General features: G+C 73.5%; 21 protein-coding genes. 13 read left to right on the top strand and 8 right to left on the bottom strand.

Annotated elements, in window-relative coordinates:
- Positions 1 to 126: 126 nt before the first annotated feature.
- Together ACFVS6_RS38800 and ACFVS6_RS38795 are read left to right on the top strand one after the other, a co-directional pair.
- The gene (locus tag ACFVS6_RS38800; RefSeq protein WP_389711239.1) at positions 127 to 867 is read left to right on the top strand and encodes an enoyl-CoA hydratase family protein; all 741 of its coding nucleotides are present in this window, start codon (positions 127 to 129) and stop codon (positions 865 to 867) included.
- The gene (locus tag ACFVS6_RS38795) at positions 855 to 1,442 is read left to right on the top strand and encodes a TetR/AcrR family transcriptional regulator (protein WP_389711238.1); all 588 of its coding nucleotides are present in this window, start codon (positions 855 to 857) and stop codon (positions 1,440 to 1,442) included. Before ACFVS6_RS38800 ends, ACFVS6_RS38795 begins: the two co-directional genes overlap by 13 nt.
- 165 nt (positions 1,443 to 1,607) lie before the next feature.
- Here the strand turns inward: ACFVS6_RS38795 and ACFVS6_RS38790 are convergent, their stop codons facing one another.
- Positions 1,608 to 2,714 carry a citrate synthase 2 gene (locus ACFVS6_RS38790; protein ID WP_281208451.1) on the bottom strand — a complete coding sequence of 369 codons (1,107 nt, stop codon included), beginning with the start codon at positions 2,712 to 2,714 and terminating at the stop codon, positions 1,608 to 1,610.
- Between the two features lie 238 nt (positions 2,715 to 2,952).
- Here ACFVS6_RS38790 and pdxH point away from each other — a divergent pair, with 238 nt between their 5' ends.
- The 3 genes from pdxH (at position 2,953) to ACFVS6_RS38775 (ending at position 6,035) form a co-directional block, all read left to right on the top strand.
- Positions 2,953 to 3,576 carry a pyridoxamine 5'-phosphate oxidase gene (gene pdxH, locus ACFVS6_RS38785; RefSeq protein ID WP_389711243.1) on the top strand — a complete coding sequence of 208 codons (624 nt, stop codon included), beginning with the start codon at positions 2,953 to 2,955 and terminating at the stop codon, positions 3,574 to 3,576.
- A 389-nt stretch (positions 3,577 to 3,965) separates the two neighbouring features.
- Positions 3,966 to 4,571, top strand: a complete 606-nt coding sequence (locus ACFVS6_RS38780) for a PH domain-containing protein (RefSeq protein ID WP_389711237.1) — start codon at positions 3,966 to 3,968, stop codon at positions 4,569 to 4,571.
- 102 nt (positions 4,572 to 4,673) lie between these two features.
- On the top strand, positions 4,674 to 6,035 hold the full coding sequence (locus tag ACFVS6_RS38775) for a PAS domain-containing protein (RefSeq protein WP_389711236.1): 1,362 nt from the start codon (positions 4,674 to 4,676) through the stop codon (positions 6,033 to 6,035).
- Here the strand turns inward: ACFVS6_RS38775 and ACFVS6_RS38770 are convergent.
- Positions 6,032 to 7,258 (bottom strand): serine hydrolase domain-containing protein, encoded by a 1,227-nt coding sequence (locus tag ACFVS6_RS38770; RefSeq protein ID WP_389711235.1) that lies wholly within the window; start codon positions 7,256 to 7,258, stop codon positions 6,032 to 6,034. The genes ACFVS6_RS38775 and ACFVS6_RS38770 overlap by 4 nt on opposite strands.
- Positions 7,259 to 7,362: 104 nt before the next feature.
- Positions 7,363 to 8,118: an SIS domain-containing protein gene (locus ACFVS6_RS38765; RefSeq protein ID WP_388895767.1), complete on the bottom strand. Its 756-nt coding sequence runs from the start codon at positions 8,116 to 8,118 to the stop codon at positions 7,363 to 7,365.
- A 232-nt stretch (positions 8,119 to 8,350) separates the two neighbouring features.
- Between ACFVS6_RS38765 and ACFVS6_RS38760 the strand changes: the two genes are divergently transcribed.
- Together ACFVS6_RS38760 and ACFVS6_RS38755 are read left to right on the top strand one after the other, a co-directional pair.
- Positions 8,351 to 9,043: a metal-dependent transcriptional regulator gene (locus ACFVS6_RS38760; protein ID WP_389711234.1), complete on the top strand. Its 693-nt coding sequence runs from the start codon at positions 8,351 to 8,353 to the stop codon at positions 9,041 to 9,043.
- A gap of 274 nt (positions 9,044 to 9,317) precedes the next feature.
- A complete protein-coding gene (locus ACFVS6_RS38755) occupies positions 9,318 to 10,190 on the top strand; it encodes an alpha/beta fold hydrolase (RefSeq protein ID WP_389711233.1) in 873 nt (290 codons plus the stop codon).
- A 212-nt stretch (positions 10,191 to 10,402) separates the two neighbouring features.
- Here the strand turns inward: ACFVS6_RS38755 and ACFVS6_RS38750 are convergent, their stop codons facing one another.
- Positions 10,403 to 11,398 (bottom strand): LuxR C-terminal-related transcriptional regulator, encoded by a 996-nt coding sequence (locus tag ACFVS6_RS38750; RefSeq protein ID WP_389711232.1) that lies wholly within the window; start codon positions 11,396 to 11,398, stop codon positions 10,403 to 10,405.
- Between the two features lie 155 nt (positions 11,399 to 11,553).
- Between ACFVS6_RS38750 and ACFVS6_RS38745 the strand changes: the two genes are divergently transcribed.
- From ACFVS6_RS38745 to ACFVS6_RS38735, 3 genes are all read left to right on the top strand, one after another.
- The gene (locus ACFVS6_RS38745) at positions 11,554 to 11,913 is read left to right on the top strand and encodes a hypothetical protein (protein WP_389711231.1); all 360 of its coding nucleotides are present in this window, start codon (positions 11,554 to 11,556) and stop codon (positions 11,911 to 11,913) included.
- A 139-nt stretch (positions 11,914 to 12,052) separates the two neighbouring features.
- Positions 12,053 to 12,184: a hypothetical protein gene (locus ACFVS6_RS38740; RefSeq protein WP_389711230.1), complete on the top strand. Its 132-nt coding sequence runs from the start codon at positions 12,053 to 12,055 to the stop codon at positions 12,182 to 12,184.
- Positions 12,185 to 12,401: 217 nt separating this feature from the next.
- A complete protein-coding gene (locus ACFVS6_RS38735) occupies positions 12,402 to 12,653 on the top strand; it encodes a hypothetical protein (protein WP_389711229.1) in 252 nt (83 codons plus the stop codon).
- A 360-nt stretch (positions 12,654 to 13,013) separates the two neighbouring features.
- Here ACFVS6_RS38735 and ACFVS6_RS38730 read toward each other — a convergent pair whose 3' ends face one another.
- The 3 genes from ACFVS6_RS38730 to ACFVS6_RS38720 all read right to left on the bottom strand — a co-directional run bounded on the left by ACFVS6_RS38730 (position 13,014) and on the right by ACFVS6_RS38720 (position 16,301).
- On the bottom strand, positions 13,014 to 14,669 hold the full coding sequence (locus ACFVS6_RS38730) for a transporter (RefSeq protein WP_389711228.1): 1,656 nt from the start codon (positions 14,667 to 14,669) through the stop codon (positions 13,014 to 13,016).
- Complete coding sequence (locus tag ACFVS6_RS38725) at positions 14,666 to 15,493, bottom strand: ABC transporter ATP-binding protein (RefSeq protein WP_389711227.1); 828 nt, start codon at positions 15,491 to 15,493, stop codon at positions 14,666 to 14,668. Before ACFVS6_RS38725 ends, ACFVS6_RS38730 begins: the two co-directional genes overlap by 4 nt.
- A gap of 121 nt (positions 15,494 to 15,614) precedes the next feature.
- On the bottom strand, positions 15,615 to 16,301 hold the full coding sequence (locus ACFVS6_RS38720) for a bifunctional DNA primase/polymerase (RefSeq protein ID WP_389711242.1): 687 nt from the start codon (positions 16,299 to 16,301) through the stop codon (positions 15,615 to 15,617).
- Positions 16,302 to 16,515: 214 nt separating this feature from the next.
- Here ACFVS6_RS38720 and ACFVS6_RS38715 point away from each other — a divergent pair, with 214 nt between their 5' ends.
- Together ACFVS6_RS38715 and ACFVS6_RS38710 are read left to right on the top strand one after the other, a co-directional pair.
- Complete coding sequence (locus ACFVS6_RS38715; protein WP_389711226.1) at positions 16,516 to 17,898, top strand: transcriptional regulator; 1,383 nt, start codon at positions 16,516 to 16,518, stop codon at positions 17,896 to 17,898.
- Positions 17,899 to 17,980: 82 nt separating this feature from the next.
- On the top strand, positions 17,981 to 19,654 hold the full coding sequence (locus ACFVS6_RS38710; RefSeq protein ID WP_389711225.1) for a hypothetical protein: 1,674 nt from the start codon (positions 17,981 to 17,983) through the stop codon (positions 19,652 to 19,654).
- A 120-nt stretch (positions 19,655 to 19,774) separates the two neighbouring features.
- Here ACFVS6_RS38710 and ACFVS6_RS38705 read toward each other — a convergent pair whose 3' ends face one another.
- Positions 19,775 to 21,139: an ABC transporter substrate-binding protein gene (locus ACFVS6_RS38705; RefSeq protein WP_389711224.1), complete on the bottom strand. Its 1,365-nt coding sequence runs from the start codon at positions 21,137 to 21,139 to the stop codon at positions 19,775 to 19,777.
- Positions 21,140 to 21,324: 185 nt separating this feature from the next.
- Between ACFVS6_RS38705 and ACFVS6_RS38700 the strand changes: the two genes are divergently transcribed.
- Positions 21,325 to 21,771 (top strand): hypothetical protein, encoded by a 447-nt coding sequence (locus tag ACFVS6_RS38700; protein ID WP_389711241.1) that lies wholly within the window; start codon positions 21,325 to 21,327, stop codon positions 21,769 to 21,771.
- Positions 21,772 to 21,785: the final 14 nt, after the last annotated feature.

Raw genomic sequence — 21,785 nt, 5'->3', positions numbered from 1 at the left:
GGATCATGCCCATCCCGGACGGCACCCCACCCCGTCCCCGCCCGACCACCCCGCCCGACCGCCCGACCGCCCGTCCCCCCCCCACACACACACACCGACACCGCCGCAGTCCGCCCCGGAGGACCCATGCCCCCACTCGTACACGCCGGCCAGGCGAACGGCGTCACCACCCTCACCCTCAACTCCCCGACCAACCGCAACGCCCTCTCCACGCAGCTGGTCGCAGACCTCCGCAAGGCCCTCGCCGAGGCCGCCACCGACCCCGACACCCGCGCGGTGCTCCTCACCCACACCGGCAACACCTTCTGCGCCGGCGCCGACCTCAAGTCCCCCTGCGCCCCCGCCGACTTCCTCGCGCTCCTGCGCGAGACGACCGAACTGCCCAAGCCGGTCGTGGCCCGCGTCACCGGCCACGTCCGCGCCGGCGGCCTCGGCCTGCTCGGCGCGTGCGACATCGCCGCCGCCGGCCCGCGGTCCTCGTACGCGTTCACCGAGACCCACCTCGGCCTGGCCCCCGCGGTGATCTCCGCGACCCTGCTGCCCCGCCTCGACCCGCGCGCCGCTTCCCGCTACTTCCTCACCGCCGAACCCTTCGGCCCGGCCGAGGCCACCCGCATCGGCCTGCTCACCCTGCACGCCGAGGACGACGTGGACACGGCCCTCGCCCCGGTGCTCGACGGCCTGCGCCGCGCCGCCCCGCAGGCCCTCGCCACCACCAAGGCCCTGGTCACCGCCGCGGTACGGGAGTCCCTGGACCGGGACGGCGCCCGGCTGACCGACCTGTCCGCCGCCGTCTTCGCCTCCGCCGAGGCCCGCGAGGGCATCACCGCCCGCTTCGAGCGCCGGGACGCGGCATGGGTACGGTGACCGGCCCCAAGCAGGCCCGCAGCCGCGTCACCCGACGCCACCTCCTGGAAGCCGCCGTCGCCTGCCTCGCGGAGCACGGCTGGGCGGGCTCCACCGTCGCCGTCGTCGCCGAACGGGCCGGGGTCTCGCGGGGCGCCGCCCAGCACCACTTCCCGACCCGCGAGGCCCTGTTCACCGCCGCCGTCGCGTTCGTCGCCGAGGAACGCTCCACCGCCCTGCGCGAGCTGTTCCACACCGCCCCGGCGCCCCGCCCGGCCGTGGTCGAGGCCATCGTCGACCTGTTCACGGGCGCGCTGTTCCGGGCCGCGCTCCAGCTGTGGGTCGCCGCCTCCAACGAGGAGCAGCTGCGCCCGCAGGTCACGGACCTCGAAGCGCGCGTCGGCCGGGAGACCCACCGCATCGCGGTGGAGCTGCTGGGCGCCGACGAGTCGGTGCCCGGCGTACGGGAGACCGTGCAGGGTCTCCTCGACATGGCCCGCGGCCTCGGTCTGGCCAACGTCCTCACCGACGACACGGCCCGCCGGGCCCGCGTGGTGGCCCAGTGGTCCCGCATCCTGGACGCGACCCTGCCCTGATCCCCGCCGACCCGCCGCCCCCGCGACGCCGAGGGACACGCCCAGGGCGTACGGGTCGTGGTGCCGTCGGCGGATCCTGGACAGGACGGCTCCGTACGCGGCGCGGGCGCCGCACCCCGGTGAAGGGGTGCGGCGCCCGCCGTGCGAAGAGGGGTGCGGGACGGATCAGGCCGTCTCGGCGATGTCGGCCCAGCCCTCGATGTCGCGGGGGTCGCGACGGCCCGGACCGGTGTAGCGGGCCGACGGGCGCACCAGGCGGCCCGTCCGCTTCTGCTCCAGGATGTGCGCCGACCAGCCGGCGGTACGGGCGCAGCTGAACATGGACGTGAACATGTGCGCCGGGACCTCCGCGAAGTCCAGCATGATCGCGGCCCAGAACTCCACGTTGGTGGCGAGGACCCGGTCGGGGCGGCGGGCGTGCAGCTCCTCCAGGGCGGCCTTCTCCAGCGCGGCCGCCACCTCGTAGCGCGGGGCGTCGAGCTCCTTGGCGGTGCGGCGCAGCACGCGCGCACGGGGGTCCTCGGCGCGGTAGACGCGGTGTCCGAAGCCCATCAGGCGCTCGCCCTTGTCGAGGGCCTTCTTCACGTAGGCGACGGCGTCGCCGGTGCGCTCGATCTCCTCGATCATGCCGAGCACGCGGGACGGGGCGCCGCCGTGCAGCGGGCCCGACATGGCGCCGACCGCCCCGGACAGCGCCGCCGCGACGTCGGCGCCGGTGGAGGCGATGACGCGGGCGGTGAAGGTGGAGGCGTTCATGCCGTGCTCCGCCGCGGACGTCCAGTAGGCGTCGACGGCCTTGACGTGCTTGGGGTCCGGCTCGCCCCGCCAGCGGATCATGAACCGCTCGACGACGGACTCGGCCTTGTCGATCTCGCGCTGCGGCACCATCGGCAGGCCCTGGCCGCGGGCGGACTGGGCGACGTACGACAGCGCCATGACCGCGGCCCGCGCCAGGTCGTCGCGCGCGGTGCGCTCGTCGATGTCCAGCAGCGGTTTCAGGCCCCACACCGGGGCGAGCATGGCGAGCGCGGACTGGACGTCGACGCGGATGTCACCCGAGTGCACCGGGATCGGGAAGGGCTCGGCGGCCGGCAGCCCCGGGTTGAACGCACCGTCGACCAGCAGGCCCCAGACGTTCCCGAAGGAGACGTGTCCGACCAGGTCTTCGATGTCCACCCCCCGGTAGCGGAGCGACCCGCCCTCCTTGTCGGGCTCGGCGATCTCGGTCTCGAACGCGACGACCCCTTCGAGTCCGGGTACGAAATCGGACATCAGGCGGCTCCTCAGATAGTGCGAACACGCGCGGCTCCCGGCGTGATTCGCGGTCCGGCGCGGTCATCCCCGTTGATGCCCGGCACGGCCGAAGGTCATCCGTACGGGGGCCCTCGGACCGGCCCCAAGATTTTGTCCGCTCCGGATGTCCTGCGGAAGCGTGACATACGGCACACCGCCGGTCGACGTCCTGCGGCAGGATGGCCGCGTGAGCGATCAGGACCTTGACCCCGCCGTCATGCGCAAGCAGTACCGTTCCGAGATCGTCCGGGAGGAGAGCCTCGCGGACGGGCCGATGGAGCAGTTCGGCCGCTGGTTCCAGCAGGCGGCCGACGCGCACGTCTTCGAACCCAACGCCATGGTCGTGGCCACCGCGACCCCCGACGGGCGGCCCAGCAGCCGCACGGTGCTGCTGAAGCGGTTCGACGAACGGGGCTTCGTCTTCTTCACGAACTACGGCTCCCGCAAGGGCGTCGAGCTCGCCGCGAACCCGTTCGTGTCGCTGCTCTTCCCCTGGCACCCGATCGCCCGCCAGGTCGTCGTCACCGGCACCGCCTCCCGCATCGGCCGCGACGAGACCGCCGCGTACTTCCGCTCCCGGCCGCACGGCTCCCAGCTGGGAGCCTGGGCGAGCGAACAGTCCCGGGTGATCGGCTCCCGGGAGGAGCTGGACCGACGTTACGCGGAGCTCGCGGAGCGTTACCCGGAGGGCGAGCAGGTTCCGGTGCCGCCGGAGTGGGGCGGGGTGCGGGTGGTGCCCGACGCGGTGGAGTTCTGGAACGGCCACGAGAACCGCCTGCACGACCGGCTGCGCTACGTCCTGGACGGCGAGAAGTGGCGGATCGAGCGGCTCTGCCCGTAGGCCGGCCGCGCGCGGGGCGCCGGCGGCCCGAAGGGCCCGGGAACGCAGGCGACCCGCGGGCTCTGGTTCCTCTCCTGCAGTGAGAGGAGCCGGCCGGACGTACCGGCGAGCCCGCGGGTCGGGTGACTGCTTGGGATTGGCGCCTGGCGGCCACGCCGGGCACCGCACTGGGTGCGTTGCGACAACGGGCCGTCAGCCCGCAGCCACCTCACGCGTCCGGTTTCCGTACATTGCGGGAACCACCTCCCTTCTCGTGTGATCCAGAGCCTAGATCCGCCGCGCCGGACCCTCAACCCATTTATCGGGCCCCCGCCGGAACGGCCGCAACTTCCCTATCCGGCACCGGAGTTCCTTCCTACACTGGCCGTCCCGCAGCGGGGAGGGGTGTCATGGGCGCAGGGTTGCTGCCGCGCGAATACCGGATCCGGTCCGCGCGGATGGTGGGTGTCCACGTCGCGGTCGGGATCGGCGCGCCCTGCGTGCTGCTGACCGTGGCGACGATGGAGCACGTGGTCACCGGCGTGAAGCTGCTGATCGCCACCCTGGTCGTCGCCCTGTTCGGCTGGCTCGTGCGGGCCGCCCGACGCCGCTCGACCGCCATCGACGCGGAGGGCATCCGGGTCCGCCGACTCACCGGGAGCCGCCGGCTGGCCTGGGCGGACGTCCAGGACATCCGGGCCGCGCCCAATCCCGGCGCGGCCATGGCGCGGAACCAGCCGCTGGTCGTCTCGTACGCCCACGACCGCACCGGGCGCCGGATCCAGCTCGTGTACGTCGACGACGACCACGTCGACGTCACCCGGGAGATCGCCCTGATGCGGGCCGCCTGGCGGGAGCTGCGCGGCCCCGACTGGGCGCCCGACCCGGAGGTCCGGCGCAGGATCGAGCGGCAGGCCCTGCGCGAGGGGCGCGGGGAGGCGGCCGCGCTGCGGGGCTGGGGGACGGCCGGGCTGCTCCTCGCGGTCGGCATGGTCTTCCTCGCCCTCGCCGACTGAAGGACATTCCGGGAGGAATGCGGGAAGCGGGTGTGGCCTGCGTCACGTTCCAGTTCAATGATCTGACGTGCCGCACACGCGAACACCTGCAGGGGGTGCCAGGTGAGTGCTTCCGGTCGTGGTGAGACCGCCGACGATCTGCTCGCAGCGCTGCTGGACGGGATGGACGCCGCCCTGTGCGCGTTCGACTCCGACGGCGTCATCACCCACTGGAACCGGGAGGCGGAGCGGATCCTCGGCTGGTCCGCCGCCGAGGCCGTGGGCCGCAAGGGCTTCGCGGGCTGGGCCGTGCGCGCCGCCGACGCCGACGACGTGCAGGACCGACTCATGTCCGCCCAGGACCTGCCCGGACGCCAGGTCCACGAGTTCGCCCTGCTCACCAAGGACGGCGGTCGGATCCTCGTCCGCACCCAGTCCGCCGGGGTCCCCGGCGCCGACGGCAAACCCGCCGGCGTGTACTGCGCCTTCAGCGAGGTCCACGCCCAGATCGACCTCGAACGCTCCATCGCGCTCAGCGAGGCCCTCATGGACGACGCCTCGTGGGGCGTCGTCCTCGTCGACGTCGACCTGCGCCCGGCCGTGGTCAACACGCACGCCGCACGCGCCTTCGGGGCGGGCCGGGGCGCGCTCCTCGGCCGCCCCCTCGGGGACCTCCTCGTCCAGGGCGTCGAGGAGCTGGAGGGCGCGCTCCAGCACGTACTGGCCGAAGGGGCGCCGCCGTCGCCGCTGGAACTGTGGGTCTCCGTACGGACCGCCGAGGGCGTCCGGCGCCGGTGCTGGCGCTCCGGCTTCCTGCGACTGGCCTCACCCCTCGCGGAGGAACCCGTACCGCTCGGCGTCGGCTGGCTGTTCCAGGACGTCACCGAGGCCCGGCGGGCCGAACTGGACACCGGGCAGCTCCGGTTCCGGTCCAACCAGCTCCACCGCGCCGGCCGGGCCGCCGCCGAATGCGCCGACCCCGCCGAGTCCGCCGCGATCCGGCTGGACTTCGCCCTGGCGGGCTTCGCCGACCACGCCCTGGTCGACGTCCTGGAAGGGGCGCCGGGACCCGACGCCCCCGACCGGGGCAGGAGGCTCGTCCGCTCGGCCGTGTCCCCCTCCGGCCTCGCCCTGCTGCTCCCGGGACCGGGCACCATCCCCGTCCGCTACGACAGCGCTCACCCGGCGCTCCAGGCCCTGGATCGGATCGGGCCCGTCCGGGCCAGTACCCCCGGCGGTACCGAGGACGAGGGATGGGCCCGGACCCGGCACTGGCCGGCCGGGTCGACGCACGCCCTGTGCGTGGTGCTGCGCAGCCGCGGCCGGACCCTGGGCGCGCTGACCTTCCTGCGCGGCTCCTCCCGCCCGGCCTTCGAGCGTGCGGACGCCCTCTACGCGGAGGAGGTCGCGGCCCGCGTCGCCGCCGACCTGGACCTGGCGACGGCGGGCCCGCCCCGACAACGGGACTTTGACGACAGGCCCTAGTGCCGACCCTCGCCGACCTGGGACGGGGAGGGCAGGGTCCACACGTGCTCGGGGGTGACGATCTCCGTCACGGCCTGGCCGATCCGCGTGCTGAGCGAGCCGCCGCGGTCGACGTCGGAGTTGACCAGGACCACCAGCGTGACGCCGCTGCCCGGCAGCCCGGCGGCGATCGTCTCGTAGCCGGGCAGCTCGCCGTTGTGGCCGAGCCAGCCGTCGACCCGGGCGATCCCCAGTCCGTACTCGACGCCCGGATAGCCCACCGGCCCCGTCCGCAGCCGCTCGGCCTGCGTGGCCGGCTTCAGCAGTCGCCCGTCGACCAGCGCCGGGACCCAGGCGTGCAGGTCCTCCAGGTCGGAGATGACGGCTCCGGCCGCCCACGCCCAGGACGGGTTCCAGTCGGTGGCCTCCACCACGGCCCCGTCGGGGCTGAACGTCGTGTAGCCCTGCGGATGCGGGTCGGGGAAGGCGCTGCCGGCCGGCAGCGAGGTGGAGTCCAGCCCCAGCGGTGCGAAGACCCGCTCCCGCAGGTACCCGGCCAGCGACTTCCCCGACACCTTCTCCACCAACAGCCCCAGCAGCACCGTGTTGGTGTTGCTGTACTCCCACTTCGCGTCCGGGGCGAACTGCGGCGGATGGGCGAAGGCGTACCCGAGCAGCTGCCGCGGCGTGAACGCGCGGTGCGGGTCGGCGCGCAGCGCGTCGAGGAACTTCGGGTCCGACGTGTAGTCGTACAGCCCGCTGCGCATGGCCGCGAGCTGCCGCACGGTGACGCGCTCGCCGCCGGGCACCCCGTCGACGTACTTCGAGATCGGATCGTCCAGAGCGACCAGGCCCCGGTCCACGAGCTGCAGCACCCCGGTGACGGTGAACGTCTTGGTCACGCTGCCGATCCGCGAGTACATGCCGGTCTTCAGGGCCTCGCCACTGCTCCGGTCGGCGACCCCGAAGGACTTGACGTACTCGCCGCGCCCCGGGATCCACAGGCCGACGCTCACGCCCGGGATGTCGGCGTCGTCCATGACGGCGGCGATCGCCGCGTCGAGACGGGCCACCGTCGCGGGGTCCAGGTCGGCGCGGCCGGGGACGGCCGCCGCGGTGACGGTCAAGGGCGTGTGCGGCGGTGCGGCGGGGGCCGTCCCGGCGCCGGCCAGGAGCAGCAACAGAGCGGCCGCGCAGGCGGGCAGGGCCCGCCGCCCGGCGAACGTCGTACGTGTGGAGGACATGCCCGGCCACCTCAGCTCCCCGAGACCCCGAGCCACGTCCTTCCCATGCTAGGCCGCGGGACCCGCGTCCCGCCCGGCCGGCGGGGGTCGCGCGGCGTCCGCCGTCAGTGGCGGAAGAAGATCCGGTCGCCGTACTCCTGCATCACGCGGCCGTTCCACTCGTGGCCGCCGTCCACGTTGCCCGAACGCAGCAGCGGCGGCTCGATGCCGCGCGCGACCAGCTCACCGGCCGCGGCCGCCATCACCGCCTGCATGATCGCGCTGGTCACGACGGTGGAGGCGGGGGCGAAGGGGGCGTCGATGCCGTCGAGGCTCAGCTCGGCGTCACCGACGGCGATCTTGCTGTCGAGCACGATGTCGCAGTGGTCCTTGAGGAAGGTGCCCGAGACGTGCCGCGAGCGCGTCCCCGTCGCGTACGCCACGGAGGTCACGCCGATGACCTTGAGCCCGATCGCCCGGGCGTTCATCGCCATCTCGACCGGCAGCGCGTTGCGCCCGGACAGCGAAATGATCACCAGGACGTCCCCGTCGGAGGCCGGGCTGCTGTCGAGGACCGCCCCGGCGAGCCCGTCGACCCGCTCCAGCGCGCTGCCCAGCGTGGCGGGCATGACGTCGATGCCGGCGGTGCCGGGGACGGCGAGGAAGTTCATCAGGGCCAGTCCGCCGGCCCGGTAGACCACGTCCTGGGCGGGCAGCGAGGAGTGCCCGGCGCCGAAGGCGAAGAGGCGGTTCCCCGAGGCGACGGCCTCGGCGATGACGATTCCGGCCTCGTTGACGCGCGAGGCCTCCTCGTCCCGCACCCGCTCCAGCAGGCCGATGGCCGCGTCGAAGAACTGCCCGGCCAGCTTGCTCTCGCTCATACGCCGAAGGCCCTTCCGAGGTGGGGTGCGATGGGGTACGTCGGTGTCCGTCGCTCACCGTGCGGTCTGGACCAACCGCGTGTCAATACGAGCGTCAATCCCCGGGACGAACGGCCCTCCGCAGGACTCCTGAGATGTCCCGTACATGCCTTGACGCTCGGCGCGGGACGGTTGTCGGCGCGATGCGTCAGAATTGGGGGCAGGGCCAGCGCACGCAATCCGAGGGGCACGAATGTCCGGACTGATCGATACCACGGAGATGTATCTCCGCACCATCCTCGAGCTGGAAGAGGAAGGCGTGGTCCCCATGCGCGCCCGGATCGCCGAGAGGCTCGACCAGAGCGGCCCGACGGTCAGCCAGACGGTGGCACGCATGGAGCGGGACGGCCTGGTGTCGGTGGCCAGCGACCGTCACCTGGAACTGACCGACGAGGGCCGCAAGCTCGCCACCCGCGTGATGCGCAAGCACCGCCTCGCGGAGTGTCTCCTCGTCGACGTCATCGGCCTGGAGTGGGAGCAGGTGCACGCCGAGGCCTGCCGCTGGGAGCACGTCATGAGCGAGGCGGTGGAGCGGCGCGTACTGGAGCTGCTGCGCCACCCGACCGAATCCCCCTACGGGAACCCGATCCCGGGCCTGGAGGAGCTGGGGGAGAAGGCCGAGGCCGATCCGTTCCTGGAGGACGGCATGGTCAGCCTGTCCGAGCTGGACCCGGGCAGCGAGGGCAAGACGGTGGTCGTCCGCCGGATCGGTGAGCCGATCCAGACGGACGCCCAGCTGATGTACACGCTGCGGCGCGCGGGCGTGCAGCCCGGCTCCGTGGTGAGCGTGACGGAATCCCCGGGCGGGGTGCTCGTCGGCAGTGGCGGCGAGGCCGCCGAGCTGGACGAGGAGACCGCCTCGCACGTGTTCGTGGCGAAGCGCTGACGGTTCCCGCGGAGCGGGAGGAAATGGGCGGTCCCGGCGCCTCGCGGCGCCGGGACCGGTCCTCCCCTTGCTGACCTGGAGCCCCGAGCTCTCAAGGTCATCCCCTTCGGACCGTCTTCCCCGAGCGGCCCGCCTCCCTGCTGAAAGGATCTCCATCGGCAGCGGCGGCCAATCCTTGAGCAAGGTCACTCGAAAGAGCGGTGTTGTCGGCGAGACGCCCGTTCTCGAATGCAGGTTCGATACTCTGGCGAGGATCGAAGGGGGTGCATCTGCGGTGGTACAGCGCATCGATGTGACGGGGGCCGACGGAGTCCGCCTGGCCGCCTGGGAATTCCGCGAACCGCCCGCGGAGCCCCTGCGTCCCGCAGTCCTGTTACTCCACGGCCTGATGGGCCGCGCCCTGCACTGGGCCGGTACCGCCCGCTGGCTCGGCGAGCGCCACCGGGTCGTGGCCCTCGACCAGCGCGGACACGGCCACAGCACCCGTCCCTCGGCCGCACCGGGTTTCTCCACCCCCCTGGGCCGTGAGGCCTTCGTCGCCGATGCCGAAGCGGTCGTCGACCAGCTCGGCCTCGCCCCCGTGATCCTCGTCGGCCACTCCATGGGCGCCCTCACGGCCTGGCAGCTCGCGGCGCGCCGTCCCGAACTCGTCCGGGCCCTCGTCATCTGCGACATGCGGGCCTCGGCCCTCGGCGAGGCCTCCCAGCAGGAATGGGAGGAATGGTTCCGCCGCTGGCCACTGCCCTTCCCCACGCAGGACGCCGCCCGCCGCTGGTTCGGCGAGGACGATCCCCGCGTGGAGCGGCCCGACCCCGGTCGCGGCGCGTTCTTCGCCGAGGTCATGCACCGCGCCCCGGACGGCTGGCGCCCGCTCTTCTCCCGCAGCCAGATGCTGACCGCCCGTGAGACCTGGGTGCACGACGCGCACTGGGAGGAACTCGCCCAGGTCCGCTGCCCCACCCTCGTCGTCCGCGGCCTGGACGGCGAGCTGGGCCGCGCCGAGGCCCAGGAGATGGTCCGGGTCCTCCCGGAAGGCCGGTACGCCGAGATCCCGGACGCCGGCCACTACCTCCACTACGACCAGCCGGCCGCCTGGCGCGAGGCCGTCGAACCCTTCCTGGAGGGAGTCACCGCCGACGCCCCCTGACACCCGCATCGCCGCCCCGACGCCCCGACGGCCGGCCCCCGTCGGGGCCGCTCCAGCGGCGCGCGAGCGGGCCCGGGTTGACTGGGACGACTCCGGCCGGTGCCCGCGCGCCCCTGACCGTGCGCAGGGCGGCGGCCGGACTCCCGAACCAACCCGGCGCGCGCGGACCCGAGCGCCGGTCCGCCATCGGGATCCGCCACCGCGGTCCGCCCCTACGTGCTCGGGAGCCAGCCCCGTTGGACCGCGCGAACACCGAACTCGAAGCGGCTGGCCGCCCCCAGGCGCTCCATCAGGCCGTTGGCCAGCCGCCGGGCCGTCCGCGGGGAGACCGCGAGCCGCTTCGCGATGGCCTCGTCGGTCAACCCCTGCGCCAGCAGCCGGATCACGGTGCTCTCCTGGGCGCTGAGCGCGCCCTCGTCCCGTTCCTGCGGAACGCCCAGGGGCTGCGCGCCGGCCCACACGTTCTCGAAGAGCGCGCAGAGCGCGGTCAGCGTGCCCTGCCCGGTGAGGATCACCGCGCCCGCCCCGCTGTCCTCGCTGCTGATCGGGATGACCGCCGACGTCCGGTCGAAGATCATGAGCCTGGTCGGCAGGTCGGGAGCGGTCCGCACCTCACCGCCGAGCTCGCTCAGCCACGTCGCGTACGCCACCGTCGGCTGGCTGTTGCGCACGCTGTCCTGGAACAGCGACCGCATCCGCACCCCCCGCCCCAGCAGCGCCCGGTCGTTCGGCTTCGACGCCTCCAGGGTCTGCGGCTGGTGGCCCCCGCCCGGCGCGAAGCTCATCAGCTCCGTCCTCAGCCCGTGTGCCAGGCCGCTGATCCTGGACCGGATCTCGTCCAGCCCCACCAGCTGCTCCACGCCCGGGCTCGTCGCCGCGGTCGGGCTGAGGTCCGCGTACTCGGCGATGAGCTGGGCCGCCGCGGCCCGCGAGGCCTCGATGCGCAGCTGCTGCGCGGCCAGCTCGGCCTGTTGGCGGGCCATCAGGATTTCCATCCCGACTTCGGGCGTGACGGCGCGCAGCTCGCCGGCACGTTCGTAGGACGGCCGGATCAGGGCCAGTTCGCTGAGCGTGTCGAGGCTGCGCCGGACGTCGTCCTCGGGCACGCCGAGGCGGTCGCCGAGGGCCTTCACCCCCTCGCGCGGAAAGGCAAGCATGGTGCGGTAGACGGCTTCGGCCGTCGAATCGAGGCCAAGCGTGGCTAGCACAGCGGTTCCCCCCGTGTGTGCCTTATTGATCAAGTTCCGCAGATCATCGCACGCAGTGATCGGGCGAAACCAGCCCGTGGACACTTCCGGCCAAGGACCGAACTGTCCGCGTTCAATGCTTTGTTCGGGCCTCCACTTCCGGAAGGGTCGACCTCATGTTTCTGATCCACGCGGCCCTGCGCGCCCCTACGCCCGGTGTCCAACTTCCGTCGGGCACCGCCGAGTTCATTCGTGCGCTGCCGGGTGCCGCAGGACTGGTCGAGCACGTCTCGGCGCATCCCGGCGCCCTGCCGGACCCGGTCGTCGGCGTGTACGTACTCGCGGACGGTCTCGCCGAGGCGGAGCGCCGCACGGAGGACCTCTGCCGGCGCGCCCTCGACGAGGTACGGGCCCTGCGGGGCTGGCGGGTGACCCGGGTGGGCGTGCCCTTCGTGGCGCCCTACTACGAGCGGCTCCTCCAGTGCCCCTCCGGGCGCCCTGGACGGATTGGGACAGGACCGTTTCCGTCCACCTGAAACCTCTTCCACCCCTCCTGACCTGCGACGAAAGTAGTGATTGCCAGCAGGGAACACCACCCGGCAGGCAAGACCGGAGGAAGCGTCACCGCGGGACGCCAGCCCGGAACACCCACTCGTTCCAGGAAAAGGACACGCCATGCTGCGCACCACGATCGTCAAGGCCGCCGCGGTCACCTCCCTCGCCCTCGCCGCCCTCGCCCCCGCCCTCGTCGGCCAGGCCCCCGACGCCGGGACGACCCACGTCACCGCCACGACCGCCTGGGAGTAGCCGCCCCCGGGGCTGAGCCGCCCCGCAGAGGCACGCGTCACCGCACGACCCACGCACCACCTCAGGGCTTCCCGTACGCCGCCCCGACCGCTGGTCCCGCAGGACAGCCGTCGCCCCGGCCACGATGCGCCCGATCCCCACCGGCCCGACGCAGGGCCCGCCCGCGGCATCCCGCGGCGCCCCCATGACTTCCCGACCCGCCCCCAGGAGCTTCGTCATGTCCCGATTCCAGACCTCCGCCGTCCGCACCGCCTCCTTCTCCGCCCTGGCGGCCGCCGCCCTCGCCCTCTCCCTGGCCGTGGCCACCCCGTCCGGCGCCGAGGACACCCGCGTCACCACCGCCACCACGGCCTGGGAGACGGCCCCGGTCGGCAAGGACACGACGGCCTGGGAGACGGCCCCGGTGGGCAAGAACACCACCGCCTGGGAGACGGCCCCGGTCGGCAAGAACACCACCGCCTGGGAGTAGCCGCCCGCACCGCGGCCCCCACCGGGCCGTCGGCACGACTCGCGCCCACCCGGCCCTCCCCGGGGTCACCACCGCCCCGCGCGACACGCGTTCCCGCGCGACACGCGTTCCCGCGCGACACGCGTCCCCGCACCGCACGCGCCCCCTGCCACACCCGTCCCCGCGCCACCCACCGCGTTCCGTCCGCCGGCCGGCAGCTGTTCCTGCGGGGCAGCCGTCCACCCGCATGACGGGCTCGATCACCGCCCCCCTTGCCGCCTCGGTCCTGCCGACCGCCCCGTAACACCCGGGACCGCACGCGAAGGGCCGGCCCCTTCCCTCCCGGGAGCGGGGCCGGCCCTCGTGGCGTGCGGTCCGGGTTCAGCCCTTGCTGACCGCCGTCAGGATCTCGGGCAGCTTGCGCGACACCGCCGGGGCGGCCAGCCGCAGCCCCGCCCAGGTGGCCAGGGCGGCCCAGGCGGTGCCCAACGGCAGCAGGATCCACGTCAGGTCGTGGTGGTCGGCCACGTGCAGGAACACCGTCAGCGCGATCACCGGTGCGCAGATCACCGCCGAGGCGAGCATGCCGAGCCCGATGCCCGCCCAGGCGAGCCCGGCCTGACCCGGGGCGACGTTCTTGAAGGCGCCGTCGGAGGGGATCGAGTACGGGAAGTGCGCCGAGGCGAGCGCGCCCGTGCACAGCATCGACCCGACGAGCGCCAGGGACACGCCCGCTCCGGCGGGGAAGGCACCCCAGTCGCCGATGAGGCAGGCCGTGACGGCCGTGACGAGGAGCGTGTACGGGACGATGACCAGCGCCAGCGCCGCGGCGCGGGCCCGGAGTTCGAGGTAGGCGTCGCGCGGCGTCGAGATGGTCTGGGCGACCATCCAGAAGGCGGAGGTGTCCTGCCCGAACTGGTTGTACATCTGGACGCCGAGCATGCCCGCGCCGAAGCAGGCCAGGTACACGGAACCGGCGCCCTGGAGGGCGTTGAACACCGGGACGATCAACCCGATCGCCAGGGCCGTCACCCAGGCCGACTTCGTCTTCGGGTCCCGCACGGCGTACCGCAGCGTCCGCTGCATGGAGGCGCCCGTACGGCTGTCGGGGAGCGCCGCCCAGGAACCGCCCGAGCCGGGCTCCTTGCGGGGCTTGGAGGCCGCGATGGTCGAGCCGTCCGGGGTGACCATGAGTCCGGTCAGGGTCCGCTCCCAGAACCACAGCAGCCCGACCAGCGCGCCGACGGTGATCAGGAACTGCGCGGCGGCCTCCAGGTAGGCGCCCCGGCCCGCCGAGTCGACCATGCCGACGGCCGACGCGGGCGGCAGCCACCGCACGACCGCCTCGACGGGCTCCAGCCGGGTCAGGCCGCCCGCCTCGAACAGGCGCTGGCTCGCGAAGTTGGCGACCTGAGCGCCGACCGCGATCAGCAGGCCGCTCAGCAGCGCGAGGTCACGTCCCTTGCGGCTGGTCAGCAGCCGTACGTTCGCCGTCGCCACGGCCCGGGCGAGGGCCACGCAGCCCAGGACGAGCAGGGGGACGGCCACGACGCCGGCCAGCGCGCCCGCCGCGCCGCGGGCCACCGCAACGACCGAGCCGACGGCCAGGCACAGCGTGAACACCGGCCCGATGCCGACCAGCGAGGACGCCAGGAGGGCCCGCACGAGGGGCCGCGGGCGCAGCGGCAGCATCACGAGCCGGCTCGGGTCCAGGGTCTCGTCGCCGGTGGGGAAGAACAGCGGCATGAAGGCCCAGCCGAGCGCCAGGATCGCGGTCAGCAGCACCACGACGGTCCCCGCGTGGGCGTGGCCGCGCAGCATGGCCAGCCCCAGCGTCACGAACGCCGCGACGACGAGGGACAGGACCAGGCTGCCGATCCAGACGGCCTTGCGCTTCGAGGAGCCCTTCAGCCCGTTGCGCAGCAGGGAGAGCTTGAGGCGGACGAACAGGGGGGTCAGCGACACGTCCGCGACGGTCGAGGCGACCCGGGCGGCCGGGGCCGCCTGGGCGTTCGGGGTGGCCGGGGCGGTGCTCATCGGGCGCCGCCGAGCCAGTCGAGGGAGTCGCCCGCGGCACGGTCCTGGGCCCCGACGAGTTCGAGGAAGGCGCTCTGCAGCGAGGGCGCGGTGCCCCGTACGTCGGCCAGCGGGCCGGCCGCGCGGATCTGTCCGGCGGCCATGACGGCCACCCAGTCGCAGAGGGACTCGACGAGCTCCATCACGTGCGAGGAGAACACGACGGTGGCGCCGGAGGCGGTGTAGCGCTCCAGCACCCCGCGGATCGTCTGCGCCGACACCGGGTCGACGCCCTCGAACGGCTCGTCCAGGAACAGGATCTCGGGGTTGTGGAGCAGTGCGGCCGCGAGGCCGATCTTCTTGCGCATGCCCGTCGAGTAGTCCACGACGAGCTTGTGCTGCGCGCCCGCGAGGTCCAGGACGTCCAGCAGCTGCGTCGCCCGCTTGTCGGTCTCCTCGCCGGGGAGTCCTCGCAAGCGGCCCATGTAGCCGAGGAGTTCGCGCCCGGAGAGCCGTTCGAAGAGGCGCAGGCCCTCGGGCAGGACCCCGATGCGGGACTTCACCGCGACGGGGTCGGCCCACACGTCGTGCCCGACGACCGTCACCGTGCCCGCGTCCGGGCGCAGCAGCCCCGTCACCATCGACAACGTGGTCGTCTTGCCGGCGCCGTTCGGGCCGACGAGCCCGATGAACCGGCCCGCGGGCAGCTCCAGGTCGATCCCCGAGACGGCCACCTGCTCGCCGAACCGCTTCCACAGTCCCTCTACGCGTACTGCGGCGGCCGGCGCGGTTCGCGCACCGCCCGCTCCGCCCGTACCGCCTGCCGCATAACCCTGGTCCGGCATGCGCCTGCCTCTCGTCCGTTCCCCGTGGTCGTACTTTTCTCACCATAGGAGCGGGTCGCGGGCGCGAGCAGTTACTTATGTCATGAACTTGGGGCCGTCCCGCGCGAGGACGCGCGGCCGGTCAGGCGCCCCGACGGTTGCGGGCCGCGGCGGCCTCGCTGCCGCAGGCGTACGCGAGGGCGTCGATCAGCTCCTCGGTGTCGGGCAGCCACCGGTTCGCCGGGGTGGGCTTGCGGGCCCACTGCACCGGCCCCCTGCCGCCGAGCCGGGTGGGCGGCGCGGCCACCCAGTCGCCCTCGCCGCGCGCCGCGAGGTCGGTGGCGTGCGGCAGCCAGCCCAGCTTGCGGACCAGGTCCGCCATCTTCACCCCGGCGCCCGGGAGTACGAAGAACAGCATGCGGTGGTCGGGGGTCAGCGTGACCGGTCCGAGGGTGCGCTGCATCCGCTCCAGCCGGGCCAGGGCGAGGAAGCCGGCGGAGTCCGGGACGTCGAGTACGTCGAAGGTCCGCCCTGTCGGCAGCAGGATCGAGGCCGCGGGGTGCTTCGCCCAGATCCGGCGGACCCCCACCGCGCTGCCCGACGCGAGGGCCGCCCAGTCCTTCACCGCGGGGTGCGCGCCGGGTGCGGGGCAGTCCGCCGCTCCGCAGGAGCACAGTTCCCGGCCGTCCCCGTGCTCCAGCCAGGTACCGGCGAAGACGTCCCAGTGCCGTTCCTCCACGTACCGCACGGCATGGTCGAGCAGCTGATCGCCACGCTGCTGGGGGATGGGCGCGGTCTCCGTGACTCCGATGGTCTCTTCCACGCCCATCACAACTGCCGGGGTCACGGGTGGTTACGGGCGTAAACGGGCCGGTGGACGGTGCATCGATCCTGCATACGGGGCGCATCGGTGCACGGGCGGGGGCGCGTAGGAGGCTGGGGCGCGGTCGCTGGGTAGCCACGAGCCGCGGAGGGGAAGATTCTCCGCACATCAGGCGGGAAGTGATCATTCCATCGATCACCCGCGGCTTCAGGGGGTTTTCATGGCAGCCAGGCCTCTCGTGGCCCGCCAGCCGAACGAACGGCTGCAGGCGCTCATCCAGGAAGCCGGGTGCTCGAACGCCGGGCTCGCCCGGCGGGTCAACATGTGCGGGGCCGAACACGGCCTCGACCTGCGCTACGACAAGACGTCCGTGGCCCGTTGGCTGCGCGGTCAGCAGCCGCGCGGTCGGGCTCCCGGAATCATCGCGGAGGCGTTGGGCCGCAAACTCGGCCGGACCGTCACCATCGACGAGATCGGCATGGCCAACGGCAAGAACCTCGCCTCCGGTGTCGGCCTGCAGTTCTCCCCGACGGTCATCGGCGCGATCGAGCAGGTCTGTGAGCTGTGGCGCAGCGACGTGGGCCGCCGGGACTTCCTGTCGGGGTCGAGCGTGGCGGCGTCCGCGCTGGTGGAGCCGAGTCGTGACTGGCTGATCACCGGAGCCGATCCGCAGGTGGCCCGCAGTGGCGGGGCCCGCGTCGGCATGTCCGACGTGGAGGCCGTCCGGGCGACGACGCAGGCCCTGACCGAGCTCGACCACCGCTTCGGCAGCGGTCACGTCCGGCCCGTGGTGGTGCACTACCTGAACTCCGTGGTGTCGGGGCTGATCGGCGGTTCCTACCGGGAGCCGGTCGGGCGGGCGTTGTTCGCGGCCGTGGCCCGGCTCACCGAACTCGCCGGGTACATGGCCGTGGACACCGGGCAGCCGGGTCTGGCGCAGCGCTACTACATCCAGGCCCTGCGGCTGGCCCAGGCGGCGGGCGACCGGGCGTACGGGGGCTACGTCCTCGCCGCTTCCATGAGCCACCTCGCCGCCGAGTTGGGCAACCCGCGGGAGATCGCCCAGTTGGCGCGGGCCGCGCAGGAGGGGACGCGCGGGCAGGTCACCCCGAGGGTGGAGGCCATGTTCTACGCCGCCGAGGCGCGCGGGCACGCGCTGATGGGCGACGCCCGGTCGACGGCGGTGCTGTCGGGGCGGGCGGTCACGGCGCTGGAGCGGGCCGAGCCGGAATCGGGGGACGATCCGGTGTGGATCCGGCACTTCGAGCACGCCTACCTGGCGGACGAGCTGGCCCATTGCCACCGGGACCTCGGCCAGGCCGACGCGGCCGCCCGGCGCGCGGAGGAGGCGCTGCGGTCGCTGCCCGCGACGAAGGCCCGCCGGCGGGCGATCGGACTGCTCCTGCTGGCGGCGGCGCAGGTCCAGCAGCGGGAGGTCGAGCAGGCCTGCCAGACGGCGACGAAGGCCGCCGAGCTGCTGGAGTCGCTGCGCTCGCGCCGGGGCGCCGAGTACCTGGACGACTTCCGGGTGCGGTTGGAGCCGTACCGGGAGGAAGCGGCCGTTCGTGAGTTCGCGGCGCGGCTGGAGGTTCAGCCGGCCTGACATGTCCGCGGAGGGACCGGGTAGCGTGACCCGACGGCTGCCGTAGTTTCGGGAGACGTCGGAGAAGGCAGAAGGAGTCCCGGTGACGCAGAACGGACAAGGGGGCGTCCCCCAGCCCGGGACGCCACATCCGGCAGGCCCGGAGCCCGCTCCGGGCTACCCGGACCAGCCGTACCCGGACCAGCCGTACCCGGAGCAGCCGTACCCGGAGCAGCGGTACGCGGACCAGCCGTACCCGGAGCAGGCGTACCCGGGCGACCCGTACCAGGCTCAGCAGTCCCACCCGGACCAGCCGTATCCGGGCGGGCAGCCGCCGCAGCCCGGGCAGCCGCCGTACGCCGAGCAGGCGCCGCAGCCCGGGGAGCCGTGGGGGCCGCCCGCGTACGCCTACCCGCAGCCCGAGGGCTACGGCCCGGACGGCGCCGGGTACGGGCAGCCGGGGCCGCACGCGCCGCAGGAGTACCCGTCCCCGCCGTACGGGCAGCCGGCGTACGAGCCGCAGCCGCCGCAGTCCGAGCAGCCCCCGTACGGCAACCCGCCGCCGGGGCACGTCCTCGGCCCGGGCTTCGAGGGGCCGGGGCAGCCGCACGGTTACGGCTACCCGCCGCTGCCGGAAGCGGCCACCCAGTACATCCCGCCGGTCCCGGCCCACCCGGGCGAGGACGCCACGCAGTACATACCGCCGGTGCCCGCGCAGGGCGCCGACGACGCGACGCAGATGATCCCGCCGGTCCCGGCCCACCCGGGCGAGGACGCGACGCAGTTCATCCCGCCGGTGCCCGCGCAGGGCGCCGACGACGCGACGCAGATGATCCCGCCCGTCCCGCCGGGCCCCGCGCCCAACGCGGCCGAGGGCTTCGACGGGCTGTTCCGCGGCAGTGCCGAGACCGCCGGGCACACCCAGCAGCTGCCGCCCGTACGGGAGCCGGTGGCCCGCCCCGCCCCGCGCCGGGCGGCCGCCCCGCCGCCCGCCGCCGCGCAGCAGTTCGCCCCGGGCCGACCCGGCCCCGGGCAGCCGCCGCAGCAACAGCAGTACGCGGCCCCGCCGCCACCGCCGGCCCCCAACCGGATCCCTCCGGCGGTCATCGCCGCGGCGGTCGTCGGGCTGGCCGTGGCCGGGCTCGGTGTCGGGGCGCTGCTGGGCGACGGGAAGGCCCAGAACAACGACCCGGTCGCGGTCGAGGCGCCCGCGTCGAGCGGCCCGTCCGCGTCCGCGGCCGGCGAGGCGCAGGCCGACCCGGCCCGTCCGCAGGCCGTCCAGCTCGACAAGCTCCTCGCCGACAGCAACGACAGCCGCGCCGCGGTGATCAAGGCCGTCGAGGACATCAAGGTCTGCAAGAACCTCTCCCAGGCGTCCCAGGACCTGCGCGACGCGGCCCGGCAGCGCGACGGCCTGGTCACCCGGCTCCAGGAGCTCAAGGTGGACAAGCTCCCGGACCACGTGAAGCTCAGGGCCTCCCTCAACAAGGCCTGGAAGGCCTCGGCGGACGCCGACAACAGTTACGCGGACTGGGCCGACGACGTCGCCGGCGATTCGGGCGGCCGCGACGACAAGGACGAGAAGGACAACAAGGACGACAAGGGCGCCAGGGACGGGAAGGGCTGCAAGGACGGCAAGGCCGACGTCACCGACAACGCCTCCGACGGCAACCGCTCCAGCGGCGAGGCGACGAAGGCCAAGGAGTCGGCGGCCGTCCTGTGGAACAGGGTCGCGGCCAAGTACGGCCTCACCCAGCGCGACAAGTCCCAGTTGTGACCCGCCGCGCGGCGGCCCGCTTCGCCGGCGTCACGTTCCCCGACGCCGCCGAGGTGCCGCCCGCGCACCGGCGTCCCGCGGGCGGGTACGGGAACCGACCGGCTCGGCCGCCCCTCCGCCTCAGGTGGAGCGGGGTGCTCCTTCGAGGGTCGGCGTCATGTCCTGGGACTGCTCGCCGGGCTGGGCGACGAGGCGGCCCGACTGGACGATCTGGAAGGTGACCCGGCCGTTGACCAGGCGGGGGAAGCCGGCGACGGCCCGCATGTCCTGGTAGCGCCAGCTCAGGTCGGGGGTCAGGCCGCCGGTCGCGACGCTCTCGGACTGGTTGAGGGCACGGGCCACCTTGCGGGCCGTGATCTCCTCGTCGTCCTCGAAGCGCTTCACGACCTCGTTCAGGACGGTGTACGCGATCCAGGTGGTCTGCGCCCCGCTGTCGTCGGGGTCCACGCTGTCGTCGCCGAAGGCCTGCTCGGAGATCACCTTGCGCATCGGCGCCCACAGCGGGTCGGTGGACACCGGGTACCAGCTGGTGAGGTACGCGCCTTCGAAGGGGCTCTCCTTGCCGCCGGTGCGGTCCACCAGGGCCTGGCTGACGCTGCCCAGGACGGAGGAGATCTGCGGGTTGCGGTGCTGGCCGTCGATGCGGCGGAAGGCGTCGAAGAAGGTCTCGGTGCGCTCGCCCAGGACCGCCGTCACGCACTGCTTGTTGTCCTTGGGGTCCTTCCCGTCCTTGGGGTCCTTCTCCTTGGTGTCCTTCGCGGCGGGGGCGCCGGAGGGAGCCCCCGCCGGGGCGCCTGCGGCGGGCGCGGCGGAGCCGTTCAGGGCCTCGCGCGCCTGCGGCGTGAGGTCGGCGGAGTCCTCGGCGGCCCGGATGTCGGAGGCCTCCGCCATCCTGTTGGCCTTCAGTCCGGCGTTGAGCAGCACCGGCATGGTGTCGCCGGCGAGGGTGTCGGGGCGGACCAGGGACACCTGCGCGCAGGCCTTGCCCAGCTGGTGTCCGGCGCCGGCCAGCAGGACGGGCTGACCGCCGTTGACGGGGTAGGACAGGGTGCTCTGGAACTCCTCGGCGGAGACGCCGTAGCCGCCGATGAAGGGGATGCCCTCGGCTTCCAGCGGGGCCATGAAGGCGCGTCCGTGCTGGCTGTAGGAGCCGACGACGGCGACCGCCTTCTCGGCGATGGCCTTGCGGGCGCAGTCGGCGGCGCCCGTCGGGGTGTTCTTCTCGTTGCAGGTCAATACGCGGAGTTTGCGGCCGTTGATGCCGCCGTTGGCGTTGGCCCAGCTCTCGTACGCCTTGGCCATGCCGGGCATTCCTGGCATGTTGGTGGCTTTGGTGTCGATCGGGGCGAACGTCATGACCGTGATGGTGTCCCCGGAACCCCCCGAGCCGCCGGGGACCACCCCGCACGCGGTGGTGAGACACGCGCCCATCGTCGCCGCAAGGAGGGTGCGGGAGAAGGGGGTTGAGCTTCGCCGACTGGTCATGTCCACCGACCATTCCGCTCCACGGGGAACTGAATGCTGAGGTGTACATAACATCCGGTGACGCGGGGGTGAATTGCCGGGTGCGGGCGCCTCAAGATCGCGCTCGCGGTGAACGTACGATCGAAAGCGTGACATTCGCCCAAGGTTCGAAGAACTCTTCCCGCCGCGGCGGCCGCTCCTCCACCATGGGCGGCATGCCCCTCAACGACATGCCGTGGTGGCGCTGGCGCAGCAACGTGCGCTCGGCGCTGCACATGCTCTCCGACCCGCTGTTCCAGGAAGAGGTCTGGCTGGCCGGTGCCGAAGGGTACGGGGACGTCACCGACGCCGTGTACCGGCTCGTCGAGGACACCTGGCTCGACAGCTGGTCCGCCGAGAAGTACGTCGGCACGATCTTCCGCGACGCGCAGGAGGCGGCCGCCGTCGACCTCGCCGTGCTGCGGGTGCTGCGCATCCTGCACCAGGTCGGCCCGGACGCGCCCGTCTCCGTCTACCTGGAGCACCCCGCGTGGCCCGACGCCGTACGGGCCGCCCGGCAGGCCCACGTGCGGATGTCGGCGGCGGACGGGGAGGACCCGGACGCCGGGCCCAGCTCCGTGGAAGTTTTGAGGAGCCTCACCCGCGCGGTGTGAAAGGCTATGCGGTC

Source organism: Streptomyces sp. NPDC057939 (genome assembly GCF_042887545.1).
GTDB lineage: Bacteria > Actinomycetota > Actinomycetes > Streptomycetales > Streptomycetaceae > Streptomyces.
The sequence above is the reverse complement of the archived record's forward strand: the minus strand, read 5'-3'. Positions and strand labels throughout refer to the sequence as shown.